Source organism: Burkholderia sp. Ap-955, assembly GCF_011753045.1.
GTDB classification, from domain to species: Bacteria; Pseudomonadota; Gammaproteobacteria; order Burkholderiales; family Burkholderiaceae; genus Burkholderia; species Burkholderia lata_D.
Genome location: NZ_VWWH01000004.1, coordinates 130,379 through 150,926 on the forward strand (window position 1 = coordinate 130,379; position 20,548 = coordinate 150,926).

The following is a 20,548-nucleotide window of genomic DNA, read 5'->3' on the forward strand; positions in this document are numbered from 1 at the left end:
CCTCAATGTCCGAACGACGCCGCCGCGCCGCGCTTCGGCCGCGTCAGCCACATCATTGCCGCGAGGACGAGACACGTCATGCTCGCCATCCAGAACATGTCGTTGGTCGCCATCATGTAGGCCTGCTGCATCACGACCTGGTGCAGCGTGGACAGCTCGCGCACGCCGTCCACGCCCATCGCGTTCAGCGTGTGCACGAAGCGCTGCGTGTTCGCCGACGCGTGCGTGACGGATTGCGACACGACGTCGTAGTGATAGGTCGCGCGGTTGTCCCACAGCGTCACGCTCATCGCGGTGCCGAACGCGGCGGACAGCGTGCGCAGGAAGTTCGACAGGCTCGACGCGGCCGCGAGCCGGTCGTCGGGAATGCGCGACAGCGTCGCGGCGGTCAGCGGAATGAAGAAGCACGGCAGCCCGATCCCCTGGATCAGCCCGGGCGCGGCGATCTGCGCGAACGTCATCTTCAGCGTGAAATGCGCATCCCACGCGAGCACGGCCGCGAACACGAGGAAGCCGAAGGTCGCGAGCACGCGCGCGTCGAAGCGATGCGCATGCAGCCCGACGAGGATCGAGAACACGAGCGCGAGCACGCCGAGCGACGCCGTGGCGAGCCCCGCGTGAAACGCGTTGTAGCCCATCACGGCCTGCATCCACAGCGGGAACACGACGCCGACCACCGAGAAGCTCATCATCCCGAGCGAGATGATCAGTACGCAGAACGAGAACGTGCGATCGCGGAACAGGCCGAGATCGACGACGGGATGCGCTTCGCCCGCCTCCCAGATCAGCAGCGACACGATCGAGAGCGCCGCGACCACCGCGAGCGTGACGATCAGCGGCGAGCCGAACCAGCCGCGATCGTGGCCGAGATCGAGCATCGCCTGCAGCGAGCCGACGCCGATCACGAGCAGCACGATGCCCGGCACGTCGATCGGGCCGGCCGTGCCGCGTTGCGCGTCGGGGCGAAGCATCGCGGTGCAGACCGCGAACGAGAACAGCCCGATCGGCAAATTGATCAGGAAGATCCACGGCCACGAGAAGGTGTCGACGATCCAGCCGCCGACCACCGGCCCGAAGATCGGCGCGAGCAGCACCGTCATCGCCCACAGCGCGAGCGCGATCGTGCGCTTGTCCGGCGGGAACGTGCGCAGCAGGATCGTCTGCGACAGCGGCACCATCGGCCCGGAAAACAGCCCCTGCAGCGCGCGGCAGATCACCAGCACGTGCAGGTCGCGCGCGAGCCCGCACAGCAGCGACGTCAGCGTGAACAGCAGGATCGCGCCGACGAACAGCCGCAACTCGCCGACGCGGCGCGCGAGCCAGCCCGTCAGCGGCACCGCGATCGCGGCCGCGACCGAATACGAGCTGATCACCCACGTACCCTGGCTGTTCGATACGCCGAGACTGCCGGAGATCGCCGGCACCGCGACGTTCGTCACGGTCGAGTCGAGCACCTCGATGAAGGTCGCGAGCGACAGCGCGAATGTCAGCAGCGCGAGCCGGATGCCACGCACCGGCTGCGCAGCCGGCGCGGGCGCCGGCCCGTCGAACGCGGACGGCGCGACCGGCCCGTCGTGAAGCGGCGACGCGGTGCTCATGCGCCGGCCACCGCAGCTTCGGGCCGCGCGGCGGCCTGTCCGTGCGCCGGTGCGAACCGTTCGATGAAATCGGCGGCGGCGTCGCAGCCGTCCTGCTCGGCCGCAAGCAGCGCGCGCGTGCGCGCCGCGTGCGCCGCGAACGAAGGTTCACCAAGCACGCGCGCGAGCGCCGCGCCGAGACGCGCACCGTCGATCGGGCCGTCGACCCGAACGCCGCAGCCGCTCACGGCGACCCGTTGCGCGTTGTCGAACTGGTCGTGCGCAAACGGCGTGACGACCTGCGCGATCCCGGCTTCGAACGCGAGCGCCGCGGTGCCGACCCCGCCGTGATGCACGAGCGCGCGGCAGCGCGGCAGCAGCGTGCGCATCGGCACGAAGCGGCGCACGAGCAAACGGTCACTGTCCGGCGCCGCATCGTGCGGCGTCAGCAGGATCCCGCGCGCGCCGGTCGCGTGCAGCGCGTCCGCCACCGCGCACGCGTATGCCGCGTGATCGATGCGTGTCGAACCGGCCGTGAACACGACCGGGGGTTCACCGGCCGCGAGATACGCATCGAGTGCCACATCGTCTTCGGGAGTCGCAATATCGTTGAACAGCGGGAAACCGCTTTGCAGATGATTCGACGGCCAGTCCGGCTGCGGCGGCGCGAACCAGCCGGGAAACAGGCACAGCACGCCATCGGTCGAATGCAGCCAGCGGCCCAGCACGCGCCGCGCCGGCGCGAGCCCGAGCGCGCGGCGCACCGCGTTGAGCGCGGGACCGCACGTACGATCGAGCACCTGCCGCTCGATCAGCGTCATCAGCGCCGCCTTCACGGGCAGCGGCCAGCGCGCGGGAATCGTCAGGCGCGGGTGCGTCGGCGGCGCATGCGCGGACAGCAGCGTCGACGGCGACACCTGCACCGACACATACGGCGTGCCGTGCAGCTCCTGCATGAAGCGCGCGGAAAACGCCCACAGCGTGCCGACGAGCACCGTATCGTCGTCGGTCAGCGCGCGCAGCGCGTCGTAATGCGGGCGCAACGTCGGCGCGATCACCTCCCACAGCGTGCGAAACGACGTGCGCGAATCCCATAGCGCGGGGTTCGCCATCGCGGCCTCGTAGTCGGCCGCGGTGCCGATCGGCACGAAGTCGAACCTGCAACGGCGCACGGCCGCCTCGAACGGCGCATGCGTGCAGAACACGACGTCGTGACCGCGCGCCGCGAGCGTGCGCGCGACGCCGAGCAGCGGATGCACGTCGCCCGCCGAGCCGATCGCGGTCACGATCATCTTCGCCATCGCGCGCCTCGCGGGGTTCAGTAGAAGCCGGGAATCAGCGCCGCGACTTCGCGACGGTACTGCGTGTACGCCGGCCCGAAATACCCGGTCAGCCAGCTTTCCTCGACGCGCACCTTGTATGCGAGCGACGCGAACACGAGCAGCACGCCGATCGCGCCGCGCCATTCGCCGCCGATCAGCGCGGCGCCGGCGAGCGCGATCAGGCAGCCCGTATAGATCGGGTGACGCACGAGCCCATACGGCCCCGTGCGGACGAGCTCATGGTCTTCCTTCAGCGTGACCGACACGCTCCAGTTCGTGCCGAGGTGCAGCCGCGCCCACACCGAGAACAGCAGGCCGGCCACCAGTACCCCGAGCCCGCACTGCGCCTGCAGGCCGAAGCGCTGCCAGTCCGGCACGAGCGCCTGCCACGACGGATCGGGCAGGATGATCAGTGCGCCGCCGACGATCAGCGGAATCGACTGCAACGTGCGCGAGCGCGACGCTTCCTTGCGCACGGTCGTCTTCACGCCTTGCGAAGTGGCGATCCAGTAGGCGAGCCATACGGCCCACGGAACGACGATGGCGATGGTCTGAACGATATTCACGGCTGGCCTGCCTCGTTGGGATGGGAATTCGGGAGCGCCGCGCGGTCCGGACGCACGGCGTACGGCGTCACGACGACAGCGCGTGCATCGATGCGGGTACGCACGCCTGCGAGGCGGCGAGCGCGATGCCGGCGGCGAGCGACGACCCGCCGCAGAAAAAGTCGAGCAACGCCGAGCGCGTGTATTCGCGCTGCGCGCGGCCTTCGATGTCGAGGAAGTGGCCGGCGTCGGGCACCGTCGCGAACCGTGCGCGCGGCACATGCGCGCCGAGCTGGCGCACGTCGGCGGGCGTCGTGTATTCGTCGCGCTCGCCGTTCAGGAACAGCAGCTCGCAGCCGATGTTCGAGAACTCGCTGAGGTAGCGCTCCGGCTGCAGCGACAGGATCTGGTCGACGTGGAACGCGACCTGATCCTGCTCGTCGCGCGGCAGGCGCGTGAGATACCGGTAGTTGTACAGCTTCATGATGCGCGGCAGGTAGCGGCCGACGGTGTCGTTCAGCAGCTGCGCGGCCTTCAGGTTCTCGCCGGCCGCGATGTGGTCGCGGGCGCGCGTCACGTAGTCGACCATCGCGTCGTTCAGGAACGGCGAGAACGAGCAGATCGCCGCGCGCCGCACGCTCGGGCAGCCGCGTGCGAGCGCGAACAGCGACGCGACCCCGCCCCACGACACCGACACGAGGTACGCCGGCGCGAAGCGCTCGACCAGGTGCTGCAGGATCGCGGCTTCATCGTCCTTCGTCAGGATGAAGCAGCCCGGGTTGTGCTGGCGCGACTGCCCCGCATACGGCAGGTCGAAGCAGATCGTGTTCATCCGCTCGCCGAGATACTGGACGGTCTGCCCGAACGACGCGGTCGTCGCGAGGGCGCCGTTGACGAGCATCGCCGTGTCGAACGCCGGGTCGAACACGTTCCGTTCGACGTAAACCTTCAGACCATTCGGCAGCGGGATCACGTGTTTTTCGGTCAGCATCGTCGTTCTCCGGTGGATGCGGCGTCTCGACGTCGCGGCATGCTGCAGGTGCGCAATGACTGCGCCGGTTTTTCACGCGCGATCCGAATCGCGCGATTGGCCCATGCACCGCGGCAATACCGGCGGCATCGATTCATTCCTCGTAGTGCGGCGCCATACTAATACGGACAATATTACTGACTCAAGTCATTCCAACGATACCCTCTACTCTGTTAGGAAATGCGGCCGATTCAAATTATTCCAGCATTTTTTATGGTATGCGGAATGCATTCGAGGGCGATCGCAATCGTTTGCGGAGCGGCAGCCGGTCGCCGTTCAATCGATACACATTCATTTTTAATCAATGAGTTACGTCGTTTAATTCGCCTATTTCAAACGGATTTTCATGAATAAATCGTGACGCCGTTTCGCGCGTCGACTTCCGCGCTTAACCGAATGTCACACTACTCAATACTCTTTCATTCCGTAATCGATTCGGCACCTGCAACGATTAACCGGATTGATCGCTCACTTCAGAAACCGTTTTAAACAAACTCCAGCTTTTTTAATCATCTTTCAATTATTTTTCCGCACCTGCACAACGCGCGATCGGAGGCCCCGCTCACCTGCCGGGGTACCGTCTTCACCGTCAGACCCCGATTTTTTGTTGATTGAACGATCAATAAAAAACCGCTAAGCTCTCGACTTCCATGGACGGCCCGTCCGGGCGAAGGGAGTCGCGATGCCGAAAGTCGGAATGCGGGAGATTCGCCGCGCACAGTTGATCGACGCCACGCTGCGGTCGATCGACGAAGCGGGCCTGCCCGGCACGACGCTCGCTTCGGTCGCGCAACGCGCGAACATCTCGACGGGCATCGTCAGCCACTACTTCGGCGACAAGGACGGCCTGCTCGAAGCGACGATGCGGCACGTGCTGCGCGACCTGTGGTCGGCCACCACGCGCCGCCGCGTGGCGGCACGCAAGGACCCGCGCTCCCGGCTGCGCGCGATCGTCGCCGCGAACTTCGACGACACGCAGGTCAGCGCGCCCGTGATGAAGACATGGCTCGCGTTCTGGTCGCAGAGCATGCACGACCCGATGCTCAAGCGCCTGCAGCACGTCAACACGCGGCGCCTCCACTCGAACCTGTGCGCCGAATTCGCGAAGGCGTTGCCGCGCACGCAAGCGCGCGAAGCCGCCAGCGGCCTCGCCGCGCTGATCGACGGCCTGTGGCTGCGCGGCGCACTCGCCGGCGGCCCCATCGACACCCGGGCGGCATTGAAGCTCGCCCACGATTACATCGACCTGCTGCTCGCGTCCGACTGACGCGCGACGCAGTCGCCCTCAAGGAGATCCTCATGTCCGTATTCGGTTTGCAGCGCCTCTACATCGGCGGCGGTTACGTCGACGCCACGAGCGGCAAGACTTTCGACACCTTCGATCCCGCCACCGGCGAACTGCTCGCGCAGGTGCAGCAGGCCAGCGCGGCCGACGTCGACCGCGCGGTGGCGTCCGCACAGGAAGGCCAGCGTGAATGGGCCGCGATGACCGCGATGCAGCGCTCGCGCATCCTGCGCCGCGCGGTCGACCTGCTGCGCGAGCGCAACGACGAACTCGCGGCGCTGGAAACGCGCGACACGGGCAAGCCGATCGGCGAGACACTCGCGGTCGACATCGTCACCGGCGCCGACGTGATCGAGTACTACGCGGGCCTCGCGACCGCGATCGAAGGGCTGCAGGTGCCGCTGCGCGCCGAATCGTTCGTCTACACGCGCCGCGAGCCGCTCGGCGTGTGCGCGGGCATCGGCGCGTGGAACTACCCGATCCAGATCGCGTGCTGGAAGACGGCCCCCGCGCTCGCGGCCGGCAACGCGATGGTGTTCAAGCCGAGCGAAGTTACCCCGCTCACCGCACTGAAGCTTGCGGAAATCTATACGGAAGCCGGCGTGCCGGCCGGCGTGTTCAACGTCGTGCAGGGTGACGGCTCGGTCGGCGCGCTGCTGACGGGCCACCCGGACATCGCGAAGGTGTCGTTCACCGGCGGCGTCGAAACCGGCAAGAAGGTGATGTCGCTGGCCGGCGCGTCGTCGCTGAAGGAAGTGACGATGGAGCTCGGCGGCAAATCGCCGCTGATCGTGTTCGACGATGCGGACCTCGACCGCGCGGCCGACATCGCGGTGACCGCCAACTTCTTCAGCTCGGGCCAGGTCTGCACGAACGGCACGCGCGTGTTCGTGCACCGCTCGATCAAGGATGCGTTCACGCAGAAGGTGCTCGAACGCGTGAAGCGCATCCGCGTCGGCAAGCCGACCGATGCCGATACCAACTTCGGTCCGCTCGTGTCGGCCGCGCAGCTCGACAAGGTGCTCGGCTTCATCGAAAGCGGCAAGGCCGAAGGCGCGAAGCTGCTCGCGGGCGGCACGCGCCTGACCGACGGTCACTTCGGCAGCGGCCAGTACGTCGCGCCGACCGTGTTTGGCGATTGCCGCGACGACATGAAGATCGTCCGCGAGGAAATCTTCGGGCCGGTGATGAGCATCCTCGATTTCGAATCGGAGGACGAAGTGATCGCCCGCGCGAACGACACGCACTACGGCCTCGCGGCCGGCGTCGTGACCGAGAACCTGTCGCGCGCGCACCGCACGATCCATCGTCTCGAAGCCGGTATCTGCTGGATCAACACGTGGGGCGAATCGCCGGCCGAGATGCCGGTTGGCGGATACAAGCAATCCGGTGTCGGACGCGAGAACGGCATCACGACGCTCGAGCACTACACTCGAATCAAGTCGGTGCAGGTCGAGCTCGGCCGCTACAACCCGGTGTTTTAAGGATCACGAAAGGAGATTGACCGTCATGACGACACGCGAATACGACTACATCATCTGCGGCGCAGGTTCCGCGGGCAACGTGCTCGCAACGCGCCTGACGGAAGATCCGGACGTGACGGTGCTGCTGCTCGAAGCGGGTGGCCCCGACTACCGCTTCGACTTCCGCACGCAGATGCCGGCCGCCCTCGCCTACCCGCTGCAGGGCCGCCGCTACAACTGGGCATACGAAACCGACCCCGAGCCGCACATGGACAACCGCCGGATGGAATGCGGCCGCGGCAAGGGGCTCGGCGGCTCGTCGCTGATCAACGGCATGTGCTACATACGCGGCAACGCGCTCGACTACGACAACTGGTCGACGCACAAGGGCCTCGAGAACTGGACGTATCTCGACTGCCTGCCGTACTTCAAGAAAGCCGAAACGCGCGATGTCGGCCCGAACGACTATCACGGCGGCAGCGGCCCCGTGTCGGTCACGACCAGCAAGCCGGGCGTGAACCCGCTGTTCGAGGCGATGGTCGATGCGGGCGTGCAGGCCGGCTATCCGCGCACGGATGACCTGAACGGCTATCAGCAGGAAGGCTTCGGCCCGATGGACCGCACCGTCACGCCGAAGGGCCGCCGCGCCAGCACCGCGCGCGGCTACCTCGACCAGGCGAAGGTGCGACCGAACCTCGAGATCGTCACGCACGCGCTCGCCGATCGCATCCTGTTCGACGGCAAGCGCGCATCGGGCGTCACGTACCTGCGCGGCAGCGAACGCGCGACCGCGCATGCGCGCCGCGAAGTGCTCGTGTGCAGCGGCGCGATCGCATCGCCGCAACTGCTGCAGCGCTCGGGCGTCGGCCCCGGCGCGTGGCTGAAGGCACTCGACATTCCCGTCGTGCTCGACCTGCCCGGTGTCGGCCAGAACCTGCAGGATCACCTGGAGATGTACATCCAGTACGAGTGCAAGGAGCCGGTCTCGCTGTACCCGGCGCTCAAGTGGTGGAACCAGCCGAAGATCGGCCTCGAATGGATGCTGAACGGCACCGGCCTCGGCGCGAGCAACCACTTCGAGGCGGGCGGCTTCATCCGCACGCGCGACGACGACCTGTGGCCGAACATCCAGTATCACTTCCTGCCGGTGGCGATCAACTACAACGGCTCGAACGCGATCGAGATGCACGGCTTCCAGGCGCACGTCGGCTCGATGCGCTCGCCGAGCCGCGGCCGCGTGAAGCTGCGCTCGCGCGATCCGAACGATCATCCGAGCATCCTGTTCAACTACATGGCCGAAGCGCTCGACTGGCGCGAGTTCCGCGACGCGATCCGTGCGACGCGCGAAATCATGCGGCAGCCGGCACTTGATCGCTATCGCGGCCGCGAGCTGAATCCGGGTGCGGACTGCAAGTCCGACAAGGAACTCGACGCGTTCGTGCGCGCCCGTGCGGAGACCGCGTTCCATCCGTCGTGCTCGTGCAAGATGGGTTACGACGACATGGCCGTGGTCGATGAAGAAGGCCGCGTGCACGGGCTCGAAGGGCTGCGCGTCGTCGATGCGTCGATCATGCCGATCATCACGACCGGCAACCTCAATGCGCCGACGATCATGATCGCCGAGAAGATCGCGGACAGGATTCGCGGGCGCAAGGCGCTTGCGCGTGTGGATGTGCCGTACTTTGTCGCGAACGGGGCAATGGCTCGCAACATCGCAAAGGCGGTGCGGCAGCCGGAGACGGTCTGACGACGGCGGGCGTGTTGCCCGCGCATCAGCGTACTGAAAAAACGCCGCCGACAGTGATTGTCGGCGGCGTTTTGCATGGGGTCGTCAGCCGCTGTTCACTTCCCGCTTCAAACGCTCGACGTCGACGTTTTTCAAGTAGTTCGTGATGTTCTGCCAGATCGGATGGAACCCGTAGCCGCCGTGCTGCAGTTCATCGAGCGCCTGCTCGCGCGTCCAGCCCTGATACACCATCCGGTACAACGCCGACACGAGGCCGGTACGATCGGCGCCGTGCTGGCAGTGGATCAGCACCGGGCCGTCCTGGTCGGCCGTGCGCAGCGCCTTCAGCGCGGTAACCATGTCTTCGTCGCGGATGTCCCACGTGTTGATCCGGATACGCTGCATCCTGATCTGCGTACCGGCCAGGATGGTGTCGTCCGCGTGAAACGAACGGAAGCTGATGACCTTGCGGATGCCGAGCTTCTGCAGTTCCGGCACGTCCGAGCGCGACAGCTGGGCGCTGCGGTACAGCGTCGGCGTGATGCGATGCAGGTTGTTCACATGCGCATCGGCCACGCTCTGCGCCCATTTGATCGGCCGGGCGGACACTTCGGAAGCCGGGTCCGCGTGGGCCGGCTGCACGAGCCCGGCAAGCGTGACGGCGATCGCGGCAATGACGGCGGTTTTCATGTCGGGTCAGGGATCAATAAAAGGCGCGCTTGCGCTCGCGGGAAAAAATGAACAGCACGATCGCGGCGGCGCTCATCGTCCAGTAGTCGGTCGGGGCTACGCCCAGCCAATGGATATGCCACGGCACATTCGCCGGATTGAAGCGGGCCAGGCCATACGCCGGATTCAGCACGAACCACAGGAAATCCTCGGTCAGCCAGAACACCATGATGCACGCGATGATGCGGGCTTCGATGCGCCACGACCATCGTCCGTTGAACACGGCCGGCAGGTGAAAGAACAGCGCGACGAACGGGAACACCCACGCGTGGTAGCCGGTCATCGGCCGGCCGCCCCAGAAGATATCGAGCAGCCAGTGATGCTCGATGCGCCACGTCGGCAGGTTGGCGGCCCAGCCCGCGCTGCCTTCGATCTGGATCTCGACGTTCGCGAAGAAGTACGCGAGCAGCACGACCCACGCGACGACGAACACCGTATGGCGTGTCGGCACAAAACGCGCGACGCTCATGCGGCGGGCTCCAGGCCCAGCACGCGATCGAGCACGAAGCGGCCGGCGAGCGGCCGCCCGAGCGGCGCGAGACGGCGGCGCATGTCGGCAAGACGCTCCGGCGTCTGCAGCAGCGCGCGGATCCGGTAGACCAGCGCATCGTCGTCGATCGCCTTCAGCGCGACACCCTGTTCGAGCAGGAAATCCGCATTGCGCTCTTCCTGGCCCGGAATCGGCGAGTTGACGATCATCGGCAGTTGCATCGCAAGGCATTCGGACGTCGTCAGGCCGCCCGGCTTCGTGATCACGAGGTCGGCGCAGGCCATCAGGCGTTCGACCTGCTGCGTGAAGCCCTGCGGAAACAGCCGGCCCGGATGCTGCGCGGCCAGTTCCTGCAACGACGCCAGCATCGCCTTGTTCTTGCCGGCCAGCGCGATCAACTGGAAGTCGGCATCCATCTCGAGCAGGCGCGCGGCCAGCACGTCGAGCCCGCCGAGGCCCGCGCCGCCGGACATCATCAGGAACGTCGGGCGCGCGGGGTCGAGGCCGAACTCGGCCGCGCAGGCCGCGCGGTCGAGCGGCTGGCCGAACGCCGGCATGATCGGGATGCCGCTGACATGCACCTTGTCGGGCGCCATGCCGCGCGCATGCATGCGCCACGCGATCTCGTCGTTGGCCGCGAAATAGCCGCGCATGTTCGGCACGACCCACATGCTGTGCAGGTCGAAATCGGTGACCTGCACCCACACCGGCGTGTCGACGCGCCCTTTGCGGATCTCGCGCGACAGCAGTTCGGCGGGCAGGAAGTGCGTGCAGATGATCGCGTCCGGGCGCTGCCGCTCGATCTCCGCGAGCAGCGTCCGGCAATTGAGCCGCTCGATCGCGCGCCGGATCTTCTGCGACGGCGCGGCGGGATCGACTTCGTCGGTCTTCTGGTATAGGTAGCCCCACAGCGCCGGCTGGCTGCTGACGAGCTTGATGTAGAGATCGGTGTACAGCTTGCGGAAGCCGGTGGACACGAAATCCATCACGTCGAGGTGGGTGGCTTCGATGCCGGCGGGGTGGTGGTCGGCGAACGCGCGGATCGCTTCGGCCGCTCGGGTATGGCCGGCGCCGGCGCTGACGCTCAGGAGGAGGATCTTCTTGTTTTGCTTTGACATCTGACTGACCGTTTCGATGAAGGTGGTCCGGAGACGGGTTCGCGGCGGCGCTCTCACGCGGCGGCTGTTTGCGTCCGGCTTACAACAAGCTTGGCAGATCTTTGGCGGTGCGGGCGGGCGGCTACAGCGAAGCGATCGCCGGCATCGACTGCGGAATCATACTGCGTTCGGTCGAGGATGCCTGGATTGGGGGAGGTGCGAGGCAGTCAGGCAGTCAGGCAGTCAGGCGGTCAGGCGGTCAGGCGGTCAGGCGGTCAGGCGGTCAGGCGGTCAGGCGGTCAGGCGGTCAGGAAGGATAGATGGTGTGGACGGCGTGGCGCGCGGCCAGCGTGGGCACCGACGGCACGAAGGCTCAGCGCGCCGCCGCCTGGCACCCGCTCGCGCTTGCGAACGAGGCCGGCACTTCGGCACGAGCCAGGGCGCTCCTGCGGGATTCGTTTGGAATCCTTGCGTGTCGCTTCGGCCAAGGCGATGCCCCAGCCGGCCGTGTCCCACGTGCTCCCCGAATCAGGGCGTTACAACACCCCGCTTCCGCATCCGTTTCCCGCGGACGATCGGGTTCCATCGCGACGTCAGGCTCATTGCGCCTTGCAGGCGTTCGAACGCGGCGTCCTCCTGTGGCCCGAAGCGGCTGACCGCCGGCCACGCGAGCACGTGATCGAGCCACGCCTGCCACTCGTCACCGTGAAAGCGGCGACCGACTTCGTGCACGGCGTCCGGCGCTGCAATCACGATGCCCGCCAGCAGGTAGTAGGCCCAGAAACTGCCCGCGCCGACGAGTTGATCGAGCCTGCACACGGACAACGCCGCGAGCAGCCCGTCCGCCGACGCGAGATCGGCACGATGCGTGCGAATCGCCCGCGCAATGAGGTTGTGCTGACCGCCATACGCGGCAACGGAGGTCCCGTCGCCGGCGGCGAGTACGGCCGAGAACGTCACGAGCGCAGCCATCTCGTCGATGCGCGATGCATCGTCGCGCGGCCCGCACAAGCGCAGCACGATCGCATCGATGACGGTGCCAGGCATCGCCGACGTTTCTCCACTCGCCGCCGCGGCAACGGCCAGCCTGTCTCTCTGGTTCTTCGCAGGCGGCATGTCGTCCTGCGCGCCGTTTTCATGTTCAGTGCATTCGCCGTCATCGCCCCCATTGCATTCGACACCACCGGCAATCCGCTCGAGCGCGGCCCAGCCGACATCGGGATCGTCGAATGCGCATGCATCGATCACGCCGTACGCGCCGTCGAACACAGCGTGCGAGCCGGGGCAGCTGCGTTCGGCTTCGGCGAGTTGCTGCATCGAAGGCACATGTGAGCACGCGCCGAGCGGGTCGGTCAGGTCGCATGCGCAGGCGTCCGACGCGATCCACGGTGCGAGCCGGTGAAGCATTGCTGTCGCCGTTCGGGACAGGTTCGCGCCAGCCCGCATGCGTATCGCGAGTGCCGCCATGACGGTCGTGTCGTCAGCGTCACCCGCCTGCGCCGCGCAAGCGGCCGCATCGAGATGTTCGATCAGGTACTGCAGCCACGCGGCCGTGCGCAGCCGGTCAGGCGTCGCGCCGCGGGCATCTCCATACTTTGCTGGATCGGTAAGCATGGGTCTTCCGGGATAGTTCTGGCCAATTGGAATTGTGTTGTTTCAATCGAATCGGACAGCGCGGCACGCCACGCCAGCCCTGCATGTCCACCCGAATCGGATCGCGACACGGGCGGCCAGCCGGCCGTCGCGCCGATACGCGCGACGACACGAATGCATCTAGAAATGGGGAGTCCGCCATACATCTCGCACGGCCCTCGTGCGCAACGGCAACCCGCGTCGATTCGCGACGCGCTTACTGCACGTGGAGCTTCGGCAACGCCATGAGCGTTCCGGAAAACTTGCAATCCGGTGTCAATTCAGCATTACTGAAAGTCATTGACGAATTCGAATCGTTCCATTTCGCCACGATCTTGCTCGGCCCGCACGCTCCAAGCACCTTGAAGTCCACCTGCGCGTTGTTGACCGAAAGCTGTGTCGCGCTGTCCACCTGCCCTGTCCATGGCGAAGAGCCGCTCGCGCTGCCGCTGACCAGCTGACACAAGCTGCCTCCGCTGAACTGCACCGACGCGATATTGACGATACCCGCCGGCGTAATCGTTCCGTTGAACGTCACGGAGCAGTTCGCGATGATCTGCTTTATGGTGAGCGCGGTCAGCCCCGTCGCCGAAAACGGCTCACCGTTCGGATTCATCGGCTGGCCGTCCACGCGCGAAACGGTTACCGCAAGTGCGGGCCCAGCCGAAACCGCGGTGAACACCACTGCAGCAACAAGCGGTGCAATCTGACGAATTTTCATTTGTACGGCCCTCTCTCTTGATATATGGCGGCCTTACACGAGAAACGCGACCGCTCTGCAGAATGAATCCGGCCGCCGCGCCGATACACGCGACGGCACGGACCCATCGAAACCGCGAATACCCGCCGCACATACCACACGGCCCTCGCGCGCGGCGGGCATCCTGCTTCGATCTGCGACGCTTACTGCACGTGGAACTTCGGCGACGTCAGGACCGTGCCGCCCACCGTGCAATCCGGCGTCAGCACGGCCTTGTTGAACGTCAGCGACGAGTTCGCATCGCTCCACGCCGTCACGACCTTGCTCGGCCCGCAAGTACCAAGCAGCGTCACGGTCACCTTCGCGTTATTGATCGACAGCTGTGTCGTGCTGTCAGCCTGCCCCGTCCACGGCGACGCGCTGCTCGCGCTGCCAGCGATGAGGCCGCACGTCCCGCCGCCGGTGAACTGCGTCGACGTGATGTTGACGATGCCGGTCGACGTGATCGTGCCGTTGAAGGTCGCGGTACAGGATGCGCTGATCGATCCCTTGCTGAGATTCGTGATCCCCGACGCCGAGAACGGCTCGCCGTTCGGGTTCATCGGCTGGCCGTCGGCACGCGAAACGGTGACAGCGAAAGCAGGCGCGGCCGAAACCGCGGTGAAAGCCACTGCAGCAACAAGCGATACGATTTTGCGAATGCTCATTTGAACTGCCCCCTCTCTTCACAAATGGCGGCACGCCGCCAGGAACGCGACCTTCCGGCCGGAACGACACCGGCCAGCCGGTCGCAGGAAGCCGCCGACGCGCGTCATGCGCACCGGTCGGCTCAGAACTTGTAGGAAATCCCGACGAACGTGATCAGCGGGTCAGCCTTCAGCCGCGTGCGCGTGGTGGCGAGCGTCGAGCCGTCGGCCGCCTTGATCACGAGCGACGAGTAGGTCTTCAGCGGCATGTAGGTCAGCGTCGCCGTCACGCCCCAGTGCTTGTCGATCGCATAGCTCGCGCCGACGTTGTAGACCGGCGTGAACGACGACGACGCCTTGCCCTCCACCGACGTCGCCCCCGGCTTGCCGGCGCCGGCCGCGAGCACGCTGCCGAGGTTCTCGTTGATGTCCTTCGCGAAGTTGCCGTTCAGTTCGATGTTGCTGAACCAGCTGTAGGCCACGCCGATCCCGACGAACGGGCGGAACCGCGCCGTCGGCGAATTGAAGTAGTACTGCAGGATGACCGTCGGGCTCCACTGCCGTGCGTTCTTCACCGCCGGCTGGTTCGCCGTCTTGTCCATGTCGACGTTGCCGAGCGCGCCGGCCGGGCCCGGCGGCTTGATCACGCCGTGGCCGGTCAGCGTGAACTCGGGCGGCACGCCGAGCACCGACGTCACCGCGATGTGGTCGGTGAAGAAGTGCGTGAGCGTGAGGCCGACGGTATCGGCGTTGTTGACCGTCAGGCTCGTGCCCGGCGACGTGAACGACCCGGGCAGGCGCAGCGGCCCGTTGATCGGCATGCTCGCGAGATTCGTCGTCAGCCCGTTGGTCGAATCCTGCGGCATGATGTGCAGCCAGCCCAGCGTCGCGACGTTGTCGCCCGCCTGCTGGGCCGATGCGAGCGTCGACACGCCTGCGACGACACCCGCGACAATCAGCTTCTTCATGAAGTCTCCCCTCATTCTGTCCGGGCGCCGCGCATCTGCGCGCGGCGCCACCGTGTCTCCATCCAGGCGTGCGTCACTGCACGAATGCGCCGACCGTGAAGTACGGGTTGGTCGTATCGTTCATGTCGAGGAACCCGAATACGCCGCCGGTGAACACGAACTTGCCGGTCGTCGGCCCCGACGCCGCGTCCGCATGCACGGTCGTCACGACGCCCGGCACCTTCTGCGTGTAGTCGAGGTTCAGCGCACGCGTAAGCGCGGCCTGCGACGCATTGAACGGATCGAGCAGCGTGGCCTGCGCGCCGACGAGCGCGGTCGCGCGGTAGTTGAACGCGCTGTCGACCCCCGTGTACTCGCCGTTCTGCGAGCCGAGCGCTATCGCCGTCTGCGGGCTCAGGAACGAAATGCCCGATTCGTCGTCCGCGCTCGGCGGGCCTTGCGTGAGGTCCGCGTTCGCGGCGCCGGTGCGGATGAATACCGGCACGAGCTGGTTGCGCAGCTTGCCGACGATCAGGATCCCCTTGCCGGCCTTCGCCGGATCGACCGCCGCGAGCGTCGGCGGAATCTGCGGCAGGTAGTTGAGCGACTGGAACGCCGGCGCATCGGGCCGCAGCGTGAACGGCTGGTTCACGGTCGCGCTCGATGCAAGCGGCTGCCCGCCGTTCTTCTTGCCGAAGTTGTCGGTCTCGACGTAGCTGCCGTCCGCATTGATCGTCACCTTCTGGTCGAGCGCCACCGGCTGGAAGCTCTGCGACGGCACCTGGTGATAGCCGAGCTGGTTGTAGGTGCCGGCGATCTTCGTCAGGTCGGTTTCCAGCGACGAGAAGCTGATGAACGGGTAGTACGGGAACGTCGTCTTCGGGATCTTGCCGACGCCGATCACGCCATCGAACTGGATCGTCGCGCCGGGAATCGCGCCGCCCAGCACGCCTTCGCCGAGGAACAGCCGCGCGGGCCGGTTCGGGTCGAGGCTCGCGTTCTGCATCCGGAACGTGCACTGGTTCAGTTTCACCGTCGGCAGCCCGGTTTCGTCGGCCAGCGTGCCGTCGACCACGTTGGCGGGCGCCGTGTCGCGCGTCGGCTGCACGGTGCCCGTGGTGGTCGGCACCGGCGATGCGAGATAAGTCATCCGGTACGTCATCTTCGTCGTGTCGAGCTGCACCTTCACGAGCTCGCCCGACCCCGACCCGCCGATGAACACCGTGTTGTAGTCGATCGTCTGCGGGCACAGCCGGACCACCGGTGCGGGCGGCGGGTCGCCGTCTCCGCCGCATGCTGCCAGCACGGGTGCGAGCGAGGCCGCTGCCATCCATTGCTTCAAATTCATAGGAATCCTCTTGAAATTCGATTCGCCGGCGGCGACGCATGCGCCGCCGGTGTTACGTGTTCAATGCAGGGTTACTGGACGAACGCGCCGACCGTGAAGAACGGGTTGACCTGGCTGTTGTTGACGACCATCGCGTAGACGTTGCCGGCCGTCACGATCCAGCCCGTATCGCCCTTCTTGAAGATCGCCACGTTGCCGCTGGCGCCCTTCGCGTTGAAGTCGCTGTTGGCCGTGACCGCGATCTTGCCGGGCGATGCCTGCGTATAGTCCAGCCCGAACTGAGCCGTCTCCGACGACGTCTGCGGATCGATGAATGCCGCGGTATTACCCTGGAAGAGCGTCGACGTGTAGTTCGCCGCGAGGGTCGATACGGCGGTGCCGTCGGTACAGTTGCCGGCAGACGGCGCGAAGTAATTGAAACTGGTGTTGAACACGCCCGGCAGCTCCGGATGCGGGATCGTCGGATCGAAACTCGGTCGCGCAGCAGCCGCATTGCTCGACGGCCCGTTGTTCGTCACCACACCGCACGCGGACGCGCTCGTCGCTCCGATGAACCCGCCCTTTAGCACGTTGGCCGCAACCGGTGTGGAAGGCGCGAGCATCGAGATGCCGACTTCCGCATCGGCCACCGAACCGAACGGATTGCCCGGCGGGGCATACGCGTACCCGACACGGATCACCACCGGCACCAGTGCGCCGTTCAGCTTGCCGACGATCATCACGCCATGGGCCTGGCTCGGCACGAGAAGCACGATCGGCTGCCCCTGGCCGGCCGACGGATACGCTTGCCCCGGCTGCGCGTTGCTGACGAATACGTTGTCGGACGTGCCGTCCGCGTTCTTGCGCAACGTCCACGGCGTGCCGGTCGTCTGACACGAGTAGTCGCTGCCTTGCGTAATCGTGCACGAGCCGTCCGCATTGAGCGTCTGGTTCCAGTTCACGACATCCGGCTGCCAGCCCTGCGGCGTGGTGGTCTGATAGCCGGTGCCGGTCGGCGACAGGTGAATGCCGACTTCGTTGTATGCGCCGGCCACCTTCGTGAAATCCGTTTCCGTGGCGGTAAAGCCGATGAACGGATAGAAGTCGAACGTGCGCGACGGTACGGTACCGAGGAAGTAACCCGGCACGACTTCGATCCCCTGGAACGCGATCGTCGCGCCCGGAATCCCGCCGCCCACGACGCCGTTACCGACGAACAGCATCGGCGGATCCGCGCGATTGATCGTCACCGCATAAGCGCCATCGCTCGTCGCGCCGCTGTCGAGCACGAACGCGCAGCGGTTCTGCTCGGCGGTCGGAAGATTGGTCGGATGATGGAACGCGCCGCTGATCGTCAGGCCCGCGCGCGTGTTGTTGATCTGCCCCGCAGACGTCGGCACGGACGAGTCGAGGAACTGCATCTGGTAGGTGAGCTTCGTGGTATCGAACTTCACCTTCACATACTCGCCACTGCCTGCGCCGCCCGTATAAGTCGTCGTGTAATCGAGCGCGTCCGGACACAGCTTCGTCACGACCGGCGGCGTCGTTTCAGAGCCGCTCGGCCCGCACGCGCTGCCCGAGCACTGCGGCACGTTGATCGGCCCCGGATCGTCGCCGCCGCCGCAACCGGCGACGAACGGCAAAGCGACTACCGCGCACGACAGAATCGCCTTCCGCCATTCAGGAATGCAAATCATCAACCCCTCCTTTTCAGGTACGACAAGTCTCGTCCGGACAGGCTGCATGGCCCGCCGGTTGGTATCGCGCCGCGGCGCGAACGCGCGGCGCATGACAGTGCTCGCTGGGCGAGCCGCGATGCCGGTCAGGCAAATGCGGCACACGCCGCGGCGGCAGGCGAGCGCGCTCCCGCGGCGCCGTCATGCGGCACGGCGCCGTGAGAACAATCGAAACGGGAAATGGTTCGCCGCTACACGGCGACAGGACAACGCAGGCACGCGATCTGCATCGCGCCGGCATTCAGCGAAAAAACGGGAAACGGCAGTCCGACTGGCCCCGCGGATAGGCGTCTCATGTATGGGTCTCCATCCGTACGCTTGATTCGTTATCGTGATGCGTCGTTGGTGGAGACTATGATCGGACGATACCCACAAGTAAATGGATGCAGAGTTCCAAACGACCGGAACCACGCAATCCTAGCGTTTACACGGTATTTAACAGTTTTTCAAACAGCCTTCTTTTTATTTGCTCAGACAAATACCCGGGCTGTATAACACGCGTTTGAATGGCGACCGCCAATCCGCGCCTGGCCAAGCCAGCCGGGCCTGAGCGGCCCGCCTGCATGTTGCGGCGCAACCTTACACGTCGATGATCGCGAGCGTGCCGTGGCTGCCCGGCAGCACCGCATGAGGCACACCGGCGAGCGCGAGGTACATCTGCCCGGCCTCCACGAGGATCGTCTCGCCTGCGACCTCGAGCATCATCCGGCCATCGAGCACCAGCAGCCCCTCGTTGTAGTCGTGCACTTCCGCTTCGTAAGCCTGCGCATCCATGCGCAGCACCTTGATCCTGGCCGGCCCGACCTCGCCGACGATCGTGGATTTCCACGCGACGGGCTGCGCCGCCGCCACGGATTTGAAATCGACCAAAGACATGCGCCCCGCTCCGTGAACGATGAAAGGAACGCATTATCGCGAGCGCAGCGCATGCCGTCCCGGTACGGCGCGACGGCCTTCGGGCGGCACAGTCGGCCGGCCGGCAGCGCTGCCGTCGCGCCGAAACGCGATCGCAGCCCGATTCGATGAAAACGGCACCCATTGTTCACGCACCACAAATAAATCGCCACGTTATGCAGCGACGCACCGTCAATTCACGCAAATCCGGCACCGGCAACGCACGCCCTTTCCACGAGAATGCATTTCCATCTGCCGATTGCTAATATGGCGGTCCTGCGATCCCGCACCACAACGCCGTTCGACATGACGCCCGTTCGCCATGCCGTCCCCGGTCCCGGCCGCTTCGCAGCGGCGGCGACGCCGGGCACGCACGGCGCACGCCGTCGCGCCGGCCGGCCGTGCCATCCGTGAGCATGCAACCGATCCTTTCCGTCTCCGACCTCTCCAAGACTTACGCGTCCGGCTTCCAGGCGCTGAAGCACGTGACCCTCGACATCCGCCCCGGCGAGATCTTCGCGTTGCTCGGGCCGAACGGCGCCGGCAAGACGACGCTGATCGGCTCGATCTGCGGCATCGTCACGCCGACCGAAGGCCGCGTGACGGTCGGCGGCCACGACATCCGCGATCATTACCGCGCGGCCCGCGAAATGATCGGCCTCGTGCCGCAGGAACTGACCACCGACGCGTTCGAGACCGTCTGGGCGACCGTGTCGTTCAGCCGCGGCCTGTTCGGCAAGGCGCCCGATCCCGCGTACATCGAGAAGACGCTGAAGGCGCTGTCGCTGTGGGACAAGCGCGACAACAAGCTGATGACGCTGTCGGGCGGGATGAAGCGCCGCGTGATGATCGCGAAGGCGCTGTCGCACGAGCCGCGCATCCTGTTCCTCGACGAGCCGACGGCCGGCGTCGACGTCGAGCTGCGCCGCGACATGTGGAAGCTCGTCGATTCGCTACGCGAGAGCGGCGTGACGATCCTGCTGACCACGCACTACATCGAGGAAGCCGAGGAAATGGCCGACCGCATCGGTATCATCCTCGGCGGCGAGCTCGTGCTCGTCGAGGAAAAGCACGAGTTGATGCGCAAGCTCGGCAAGAAGCAGCTCACCGTGCAGCTCGAACACCCGCTCGCCGACGTACCGCCCGCGCTCGCGCCGTTCGGGCTCGAACGCGCGGCCGACGGCGCCGCGCTCGTCTACACGTACGACTCACAGCGCGACGACGCGAGCATCGCGAAGCTGATCAACGCGCTCGGCTCGGCCGGCATCGGCTTCCGCGACCTGCACACGACGCAGAGCTCGCTCGAGGACATTTTCGTCAGCCTGATCGACAACCGCCGCAACGGCCTGCAAGGAGCCTGAC

At 66.0% G+C, this 20,548-nt stretch carries 18 protein-coding genes; 4 read left to right on the forward strand and 14 right to left on the reverse strand.

Features of this window, described 5'->3' with window-relative positions; translation table 11 throughout:
- Positions 1–2 precede the first annotated feature (2 nt).
- The 4 genes from F3J15_RS03885 to F3J15_RS03900 form a co-directional block, all read right to left on the reverse strand.
- Entirely contained in the window at positions 3–1,598 is a 1,596-nt protein-coding gene (locus F3J15_RS03885; RefSeq protein ID WP_166887978.1) for a DHA2 family efflux MFS transporter permease subunit, read from the reverse strand.
- A complete protein-coding gene (locus tag F3J15_RS03890; protein ID WP_166887979.1) occupies positions 1,595–2,878 on the reverse strand; it encodes a nucleotide disphospho-sugar-binding domain-containing protein in 1,284 nt (427 codons plus the stop codon). The genes F3J15_RS03885 and F3J15_RS03890 overlap by 4 nt, the downstream gene beginning before the upstream one ends.
- Before the next feature lie 17 nt (positions 2,879–2,895).
- Complete coding sequence (locus F3J15_RS03895) at positions 2,896–3,465, reverse strand: isoprenylcysteine carboxylmethyltransferase family protein (RefSeq protein WP_166887980.1); 570 nt, start codon at positions 3,463–3,465, stop codon at positions 2,896–2,898.
- A 67-nt stretch (positions 3,466–3,532) separates the two neighbouring features.
- Positions 3,533–4,435: an alpha/beta hydrolase gene (locus F3J15_RS03900; protein ID WP_166887981.1), complete on the reverse strand. Its 903-nt coding sequence runs from the start codon at positions 4,433–4,435 to the stop codon at positions 3,533–3,535.
- A gap of 721 nt (positions 4,436–5,156) precedes the next feature.
- On the opposite strand from F3J15_RS03900, the gene betI reads away from it, so the two are divergent.
- Genes betI through betA form a run of 3 tightly spaced genes read left to right on the forward strand, consistent with a single transcriptional unit; the run spans position 5,157 to position 8,969 of the window.
- On the forward strand, positions 5,157–5,741 hold the full coding sequence (betI, locus tag F3J15_RS03905) for a transcriptional regulator BetI (protein ID WP_021160333.1): 585 nt from the start codon (positions 5,157–5,159) through the stop codon (positions 5,739–5,741).
- 32 nt (positions 5,742–5,773) lie between these two features.
- A complete protein-coding gene (gene betB, locus F3J15_RS03910) occupies positions 5,774–7,243 on the forward strand; it encodes a betaine-aldehyde dehydrogenase (RefSeq protein ID WP_089448234.1) in 1,470 nt (489 codons plus the stop codon).
- A 25-nt stretch (positions 7,244–7,268) separates the two neighbouring features.
- Positions 7,269–8,969: a choline dehydrogenase gene (gene betA, locus F3J15_RS03915; RefSeq protein ID WP_069252380.1), complete on the forward strand. Its 1,701-nt coding sequence runs from the start codon at positions 7,269–7,271 to the stop codon at positions 8,967–8,969.
- 84 nt (positions 8,970–9,053) lie between these two features.
- Here the strand turns inward: betA and F3J15_RS03920 are convergent, their stop codons facing one another.
- The 10 genes from F3J15_RS03920 to F3J15_RS03965 form a co-directional block, all read right to left on the reverse strand.
- Complete coding sequence (locus F3J15_RS03920) at positions 9,054–9,638, reverse strand: dual specificity protein phosphatase family protein (protein WP_069252381.1); 585 nt, start codon at positions 9,636–9,638, stop codon at positions 9,054–9,056.
- A 13-nt stretch (positions 9,639–9,651) separates the two neighbouring features.
- Positions 9,652–10,146 (reverse strand): hypothetical protein, encoded by a 495-nt coding sequence (locus F3J15_RS03925; RefSeq protein ID WP_166887982.1) that lies wholly within the window; start codon positions 10,144–10,146, stop codon positions 9,652–9,654.
- Complete coding sequence (locus F3J15_RS03930; protein WP_166887983.1) at positions 10,143–11,285, reverse strand: glycosyltransferase; 1,143 nt, start codon at positions 11,283–11,285, stop codon at positions 10,143–10,145. Before F3J15_RS03930 ends, F3J15_RS03925 begins: the two co-directional genes overlap by 4 nt.
- A gap of 507 nt (positions 11,286–11,792) precedes the next feature.
- The gene (locus tag F3J15_RS03935) at positions 11,793–12,878 is read right to left on the reverse strand and encodes a hypothetical protein (RefSeq protein ID WP_166887984.1); all 1,086 of its coding nucleotides are present in this window, start codon (positions 12,876–12,878) and stop codon (positions 11,793–11,795) included.
- A 235-nt stretch (positions 12,879–13,113) separates the two neighbouring features.
- Positions 13,114–13,617, reverse strand: a complete 504-nt coding sequence (locus F3J15_RS03940) for an activator protein (RefSeq protein ID WP_166887985.1) — start codon at positions 13,615–13,617, stop codon at positions 13,114–13,116.
- A 182-nt stretch (positions 13,618–13,799) separates the two neighbouring features.
- Positions 13,800–14,303: an activator protein gene (locus F3J15_RS03945; RefSeq protein ID WP_069252386.1), complete on the reverse strand. Its 504-nt coding sequence runs from the start codon at positions 14,301–14,303 to the stop codon at positions 13,800–13,802.
- A 122-nt stretch (positions 14,304–14,425) separates the two neighbouring features.
- Positions 14,426–15,250 carry an OmpW family outer membrane protein gene (locus F3J15_RS03950; protein ID WP_089448240.1) on the reverse strand — a complete coding sequence of 275 codons (825 nt, stop codon included), beginning with the start codon at positions 15,248–15,250 and terminating at the stop codon, positions 14,426–14,428.
- 73 nt (positions 15,251–15,323) lie between these two features.
- Positions 15,324–16,577, reverse strand: a complete 1,254-nt coding sequence (locus F3J15_RS03955) for a DUF2957 domain-containing protein (protein WP_166887987.1) — start codon at positions 16,575–16,577, stop codon at positions 15,324–15,326.
- Between the two features lie 71 nt (positions 16,578–16,648).
- Entirely contained in the window at positions 16,649–18,253 is a 1,605-nt protein-coding gene (locus tag F3J15_RS03960; protein ID WP_069252389.1) for a DUF2957 domain-containing protein, read from the reverse strand.
- Positions 18,254–18,871: 618 nt separating this feature from the next.
- Complete coding sequence (locus F3J15_RS03965; RefSeq protein WP_089448242.1) at positions 18,872–19,168, reverse strand: cupin domain-containing protein; 297 nt, start codon at positions 19,166–19,168, stop codon at positions 18,872–18,874.
- A 434-nt stretch (positions 19,169–19,602) separates the two neighbouring features.
- On the opposite strand from F3J15_RS03965, the gene F3J15_RS03970 reads away from it, so the two are divergent.
- Complete coding sequence (locus F3J15_RS03970) at positions 19,603–20,547, forward strand: ABC transporter ATP-binding protein (protein ID WP_166887989.1); 945 nt, start codon at positions 19,603–19,605, stop codon at positions 20,545–20,547.
- Position 20,548 lies beyond the last annotated feature (1 nt).

Coding starts and splice junctions, on each gene's coding strand:
- F3J15_RS03970 (WP_166887989.1), top strand. CDS start 19,603: ATGCAACCGATCCTTTCCGTCTCCGACCTCTCCAAGACTTACGCGTCC.
- F3J15_RS03885 (WP_166887978.1), bottom strand. CDS start 1,598: ATGAGCACCGCGTCGCCGCTTCACGACGGGCCGGTCGCGCCGTCCGCG.
- F3J15_RS03950 (WP_089448240.1), bottom strand. CDS start 15,250: ATGAAGAAGCTGATTGTCGCGGGTGTCGTCGCAGGCGTGTCGACGCTC.
- F3J15_RS03940 (WP_166887985.1), bottom strand. CDS start 13,617: ATGAAAATTCGTCAGATTGCACCGCTTGTTGCTGCAGTGGTGTTCACC.
- F3J15_RS03890 (WP_166887979.1), bottom strand. CDS start 2,878: ATGGCGAAGATGATCGTGACCGCGATCGGCTCGGCGGGCGACGTGCAT.
- F3J15_RS03965 (WP_089448242.1), bottom strand. CDS start 19,168: ATGTCTTTGGTCGATTTCAAATCCGTGGCGGCGGCGCAGCCCGTCGCG.
- F3J15_RS03930 (WP_166887983.1), bottom strand. CDS start 11,285: ATGTCAAAGCAAAACAAGAAGATCCTCCTCCTGAGCGTCAGCGCCGGC.
- betA (WP_069252380.1), top strand. CDS start 7,269: ATGACGACACGCGAATACGACTACATCATCTGCGGCGCAGGTTCCGCG.
- F3J15_RS03920 (WP_069252381.1), bottom strand. CDS start 9,638: ATGAAAACCGCCGTCATTGCCGCGATCGCCGTCACGCTTGCCGGGCTC.
- betI (WP_021160333.1), top strand. CDS start 5,157: ATGCCGAAAGTCGGAATGCGGGAGATTCGCCGCGCACAGTTGATCGAC.
- F3J15_RS03955 (WP_166887987.1), bottom strand. CDS start 16,577: ATGAATTTGAAGCAATGGATGGCAGCGGCCTCGCTCGCACCCGTGCTG.
- F3J15_RS03945 (WP_069252386.1), bottom strand. CDS start 14,303: ATGAGCATTCGCAAAATCGTATCGCTTGTTGCTGCAGTGGCTTTCACC.
- F3J15_RS03925 (WP_166887982.1), bottom strand. CDS start 10,146: ATGAGCGTCGCGCGTTTTGTGCCGACACGCCATACGGTGTTCGTCGTC.
- F3J15_RS03935 (WP_166887984.1), bottom strand. CDS start 12,878: ATGCTTACCGATCCAGCAAAGTATGGAGATGCCCGCGGCGCGACGCCT.
- betB (WP_089448234.1), top strand. CDS start 5,774: ATGTCCGTATTCGGTTTGCAGCGCCTCTACATCGGCGGCGGTTACGTC.
- F3J15_RS03900 (WP_166887981.1), bottom strand. CDS start 4,435: ATGCTGACCGAAAAACACGTGATCCCGCTGCCGAATGGTCTGAAGGTT.
- F3J15_RS03960 (WP_069252389.1), bottom strand. CDS start 18,253: ATGATTTGCATTCCTGAATGGCGGAAGGCGATTCTGTCGTGCGCGGTA.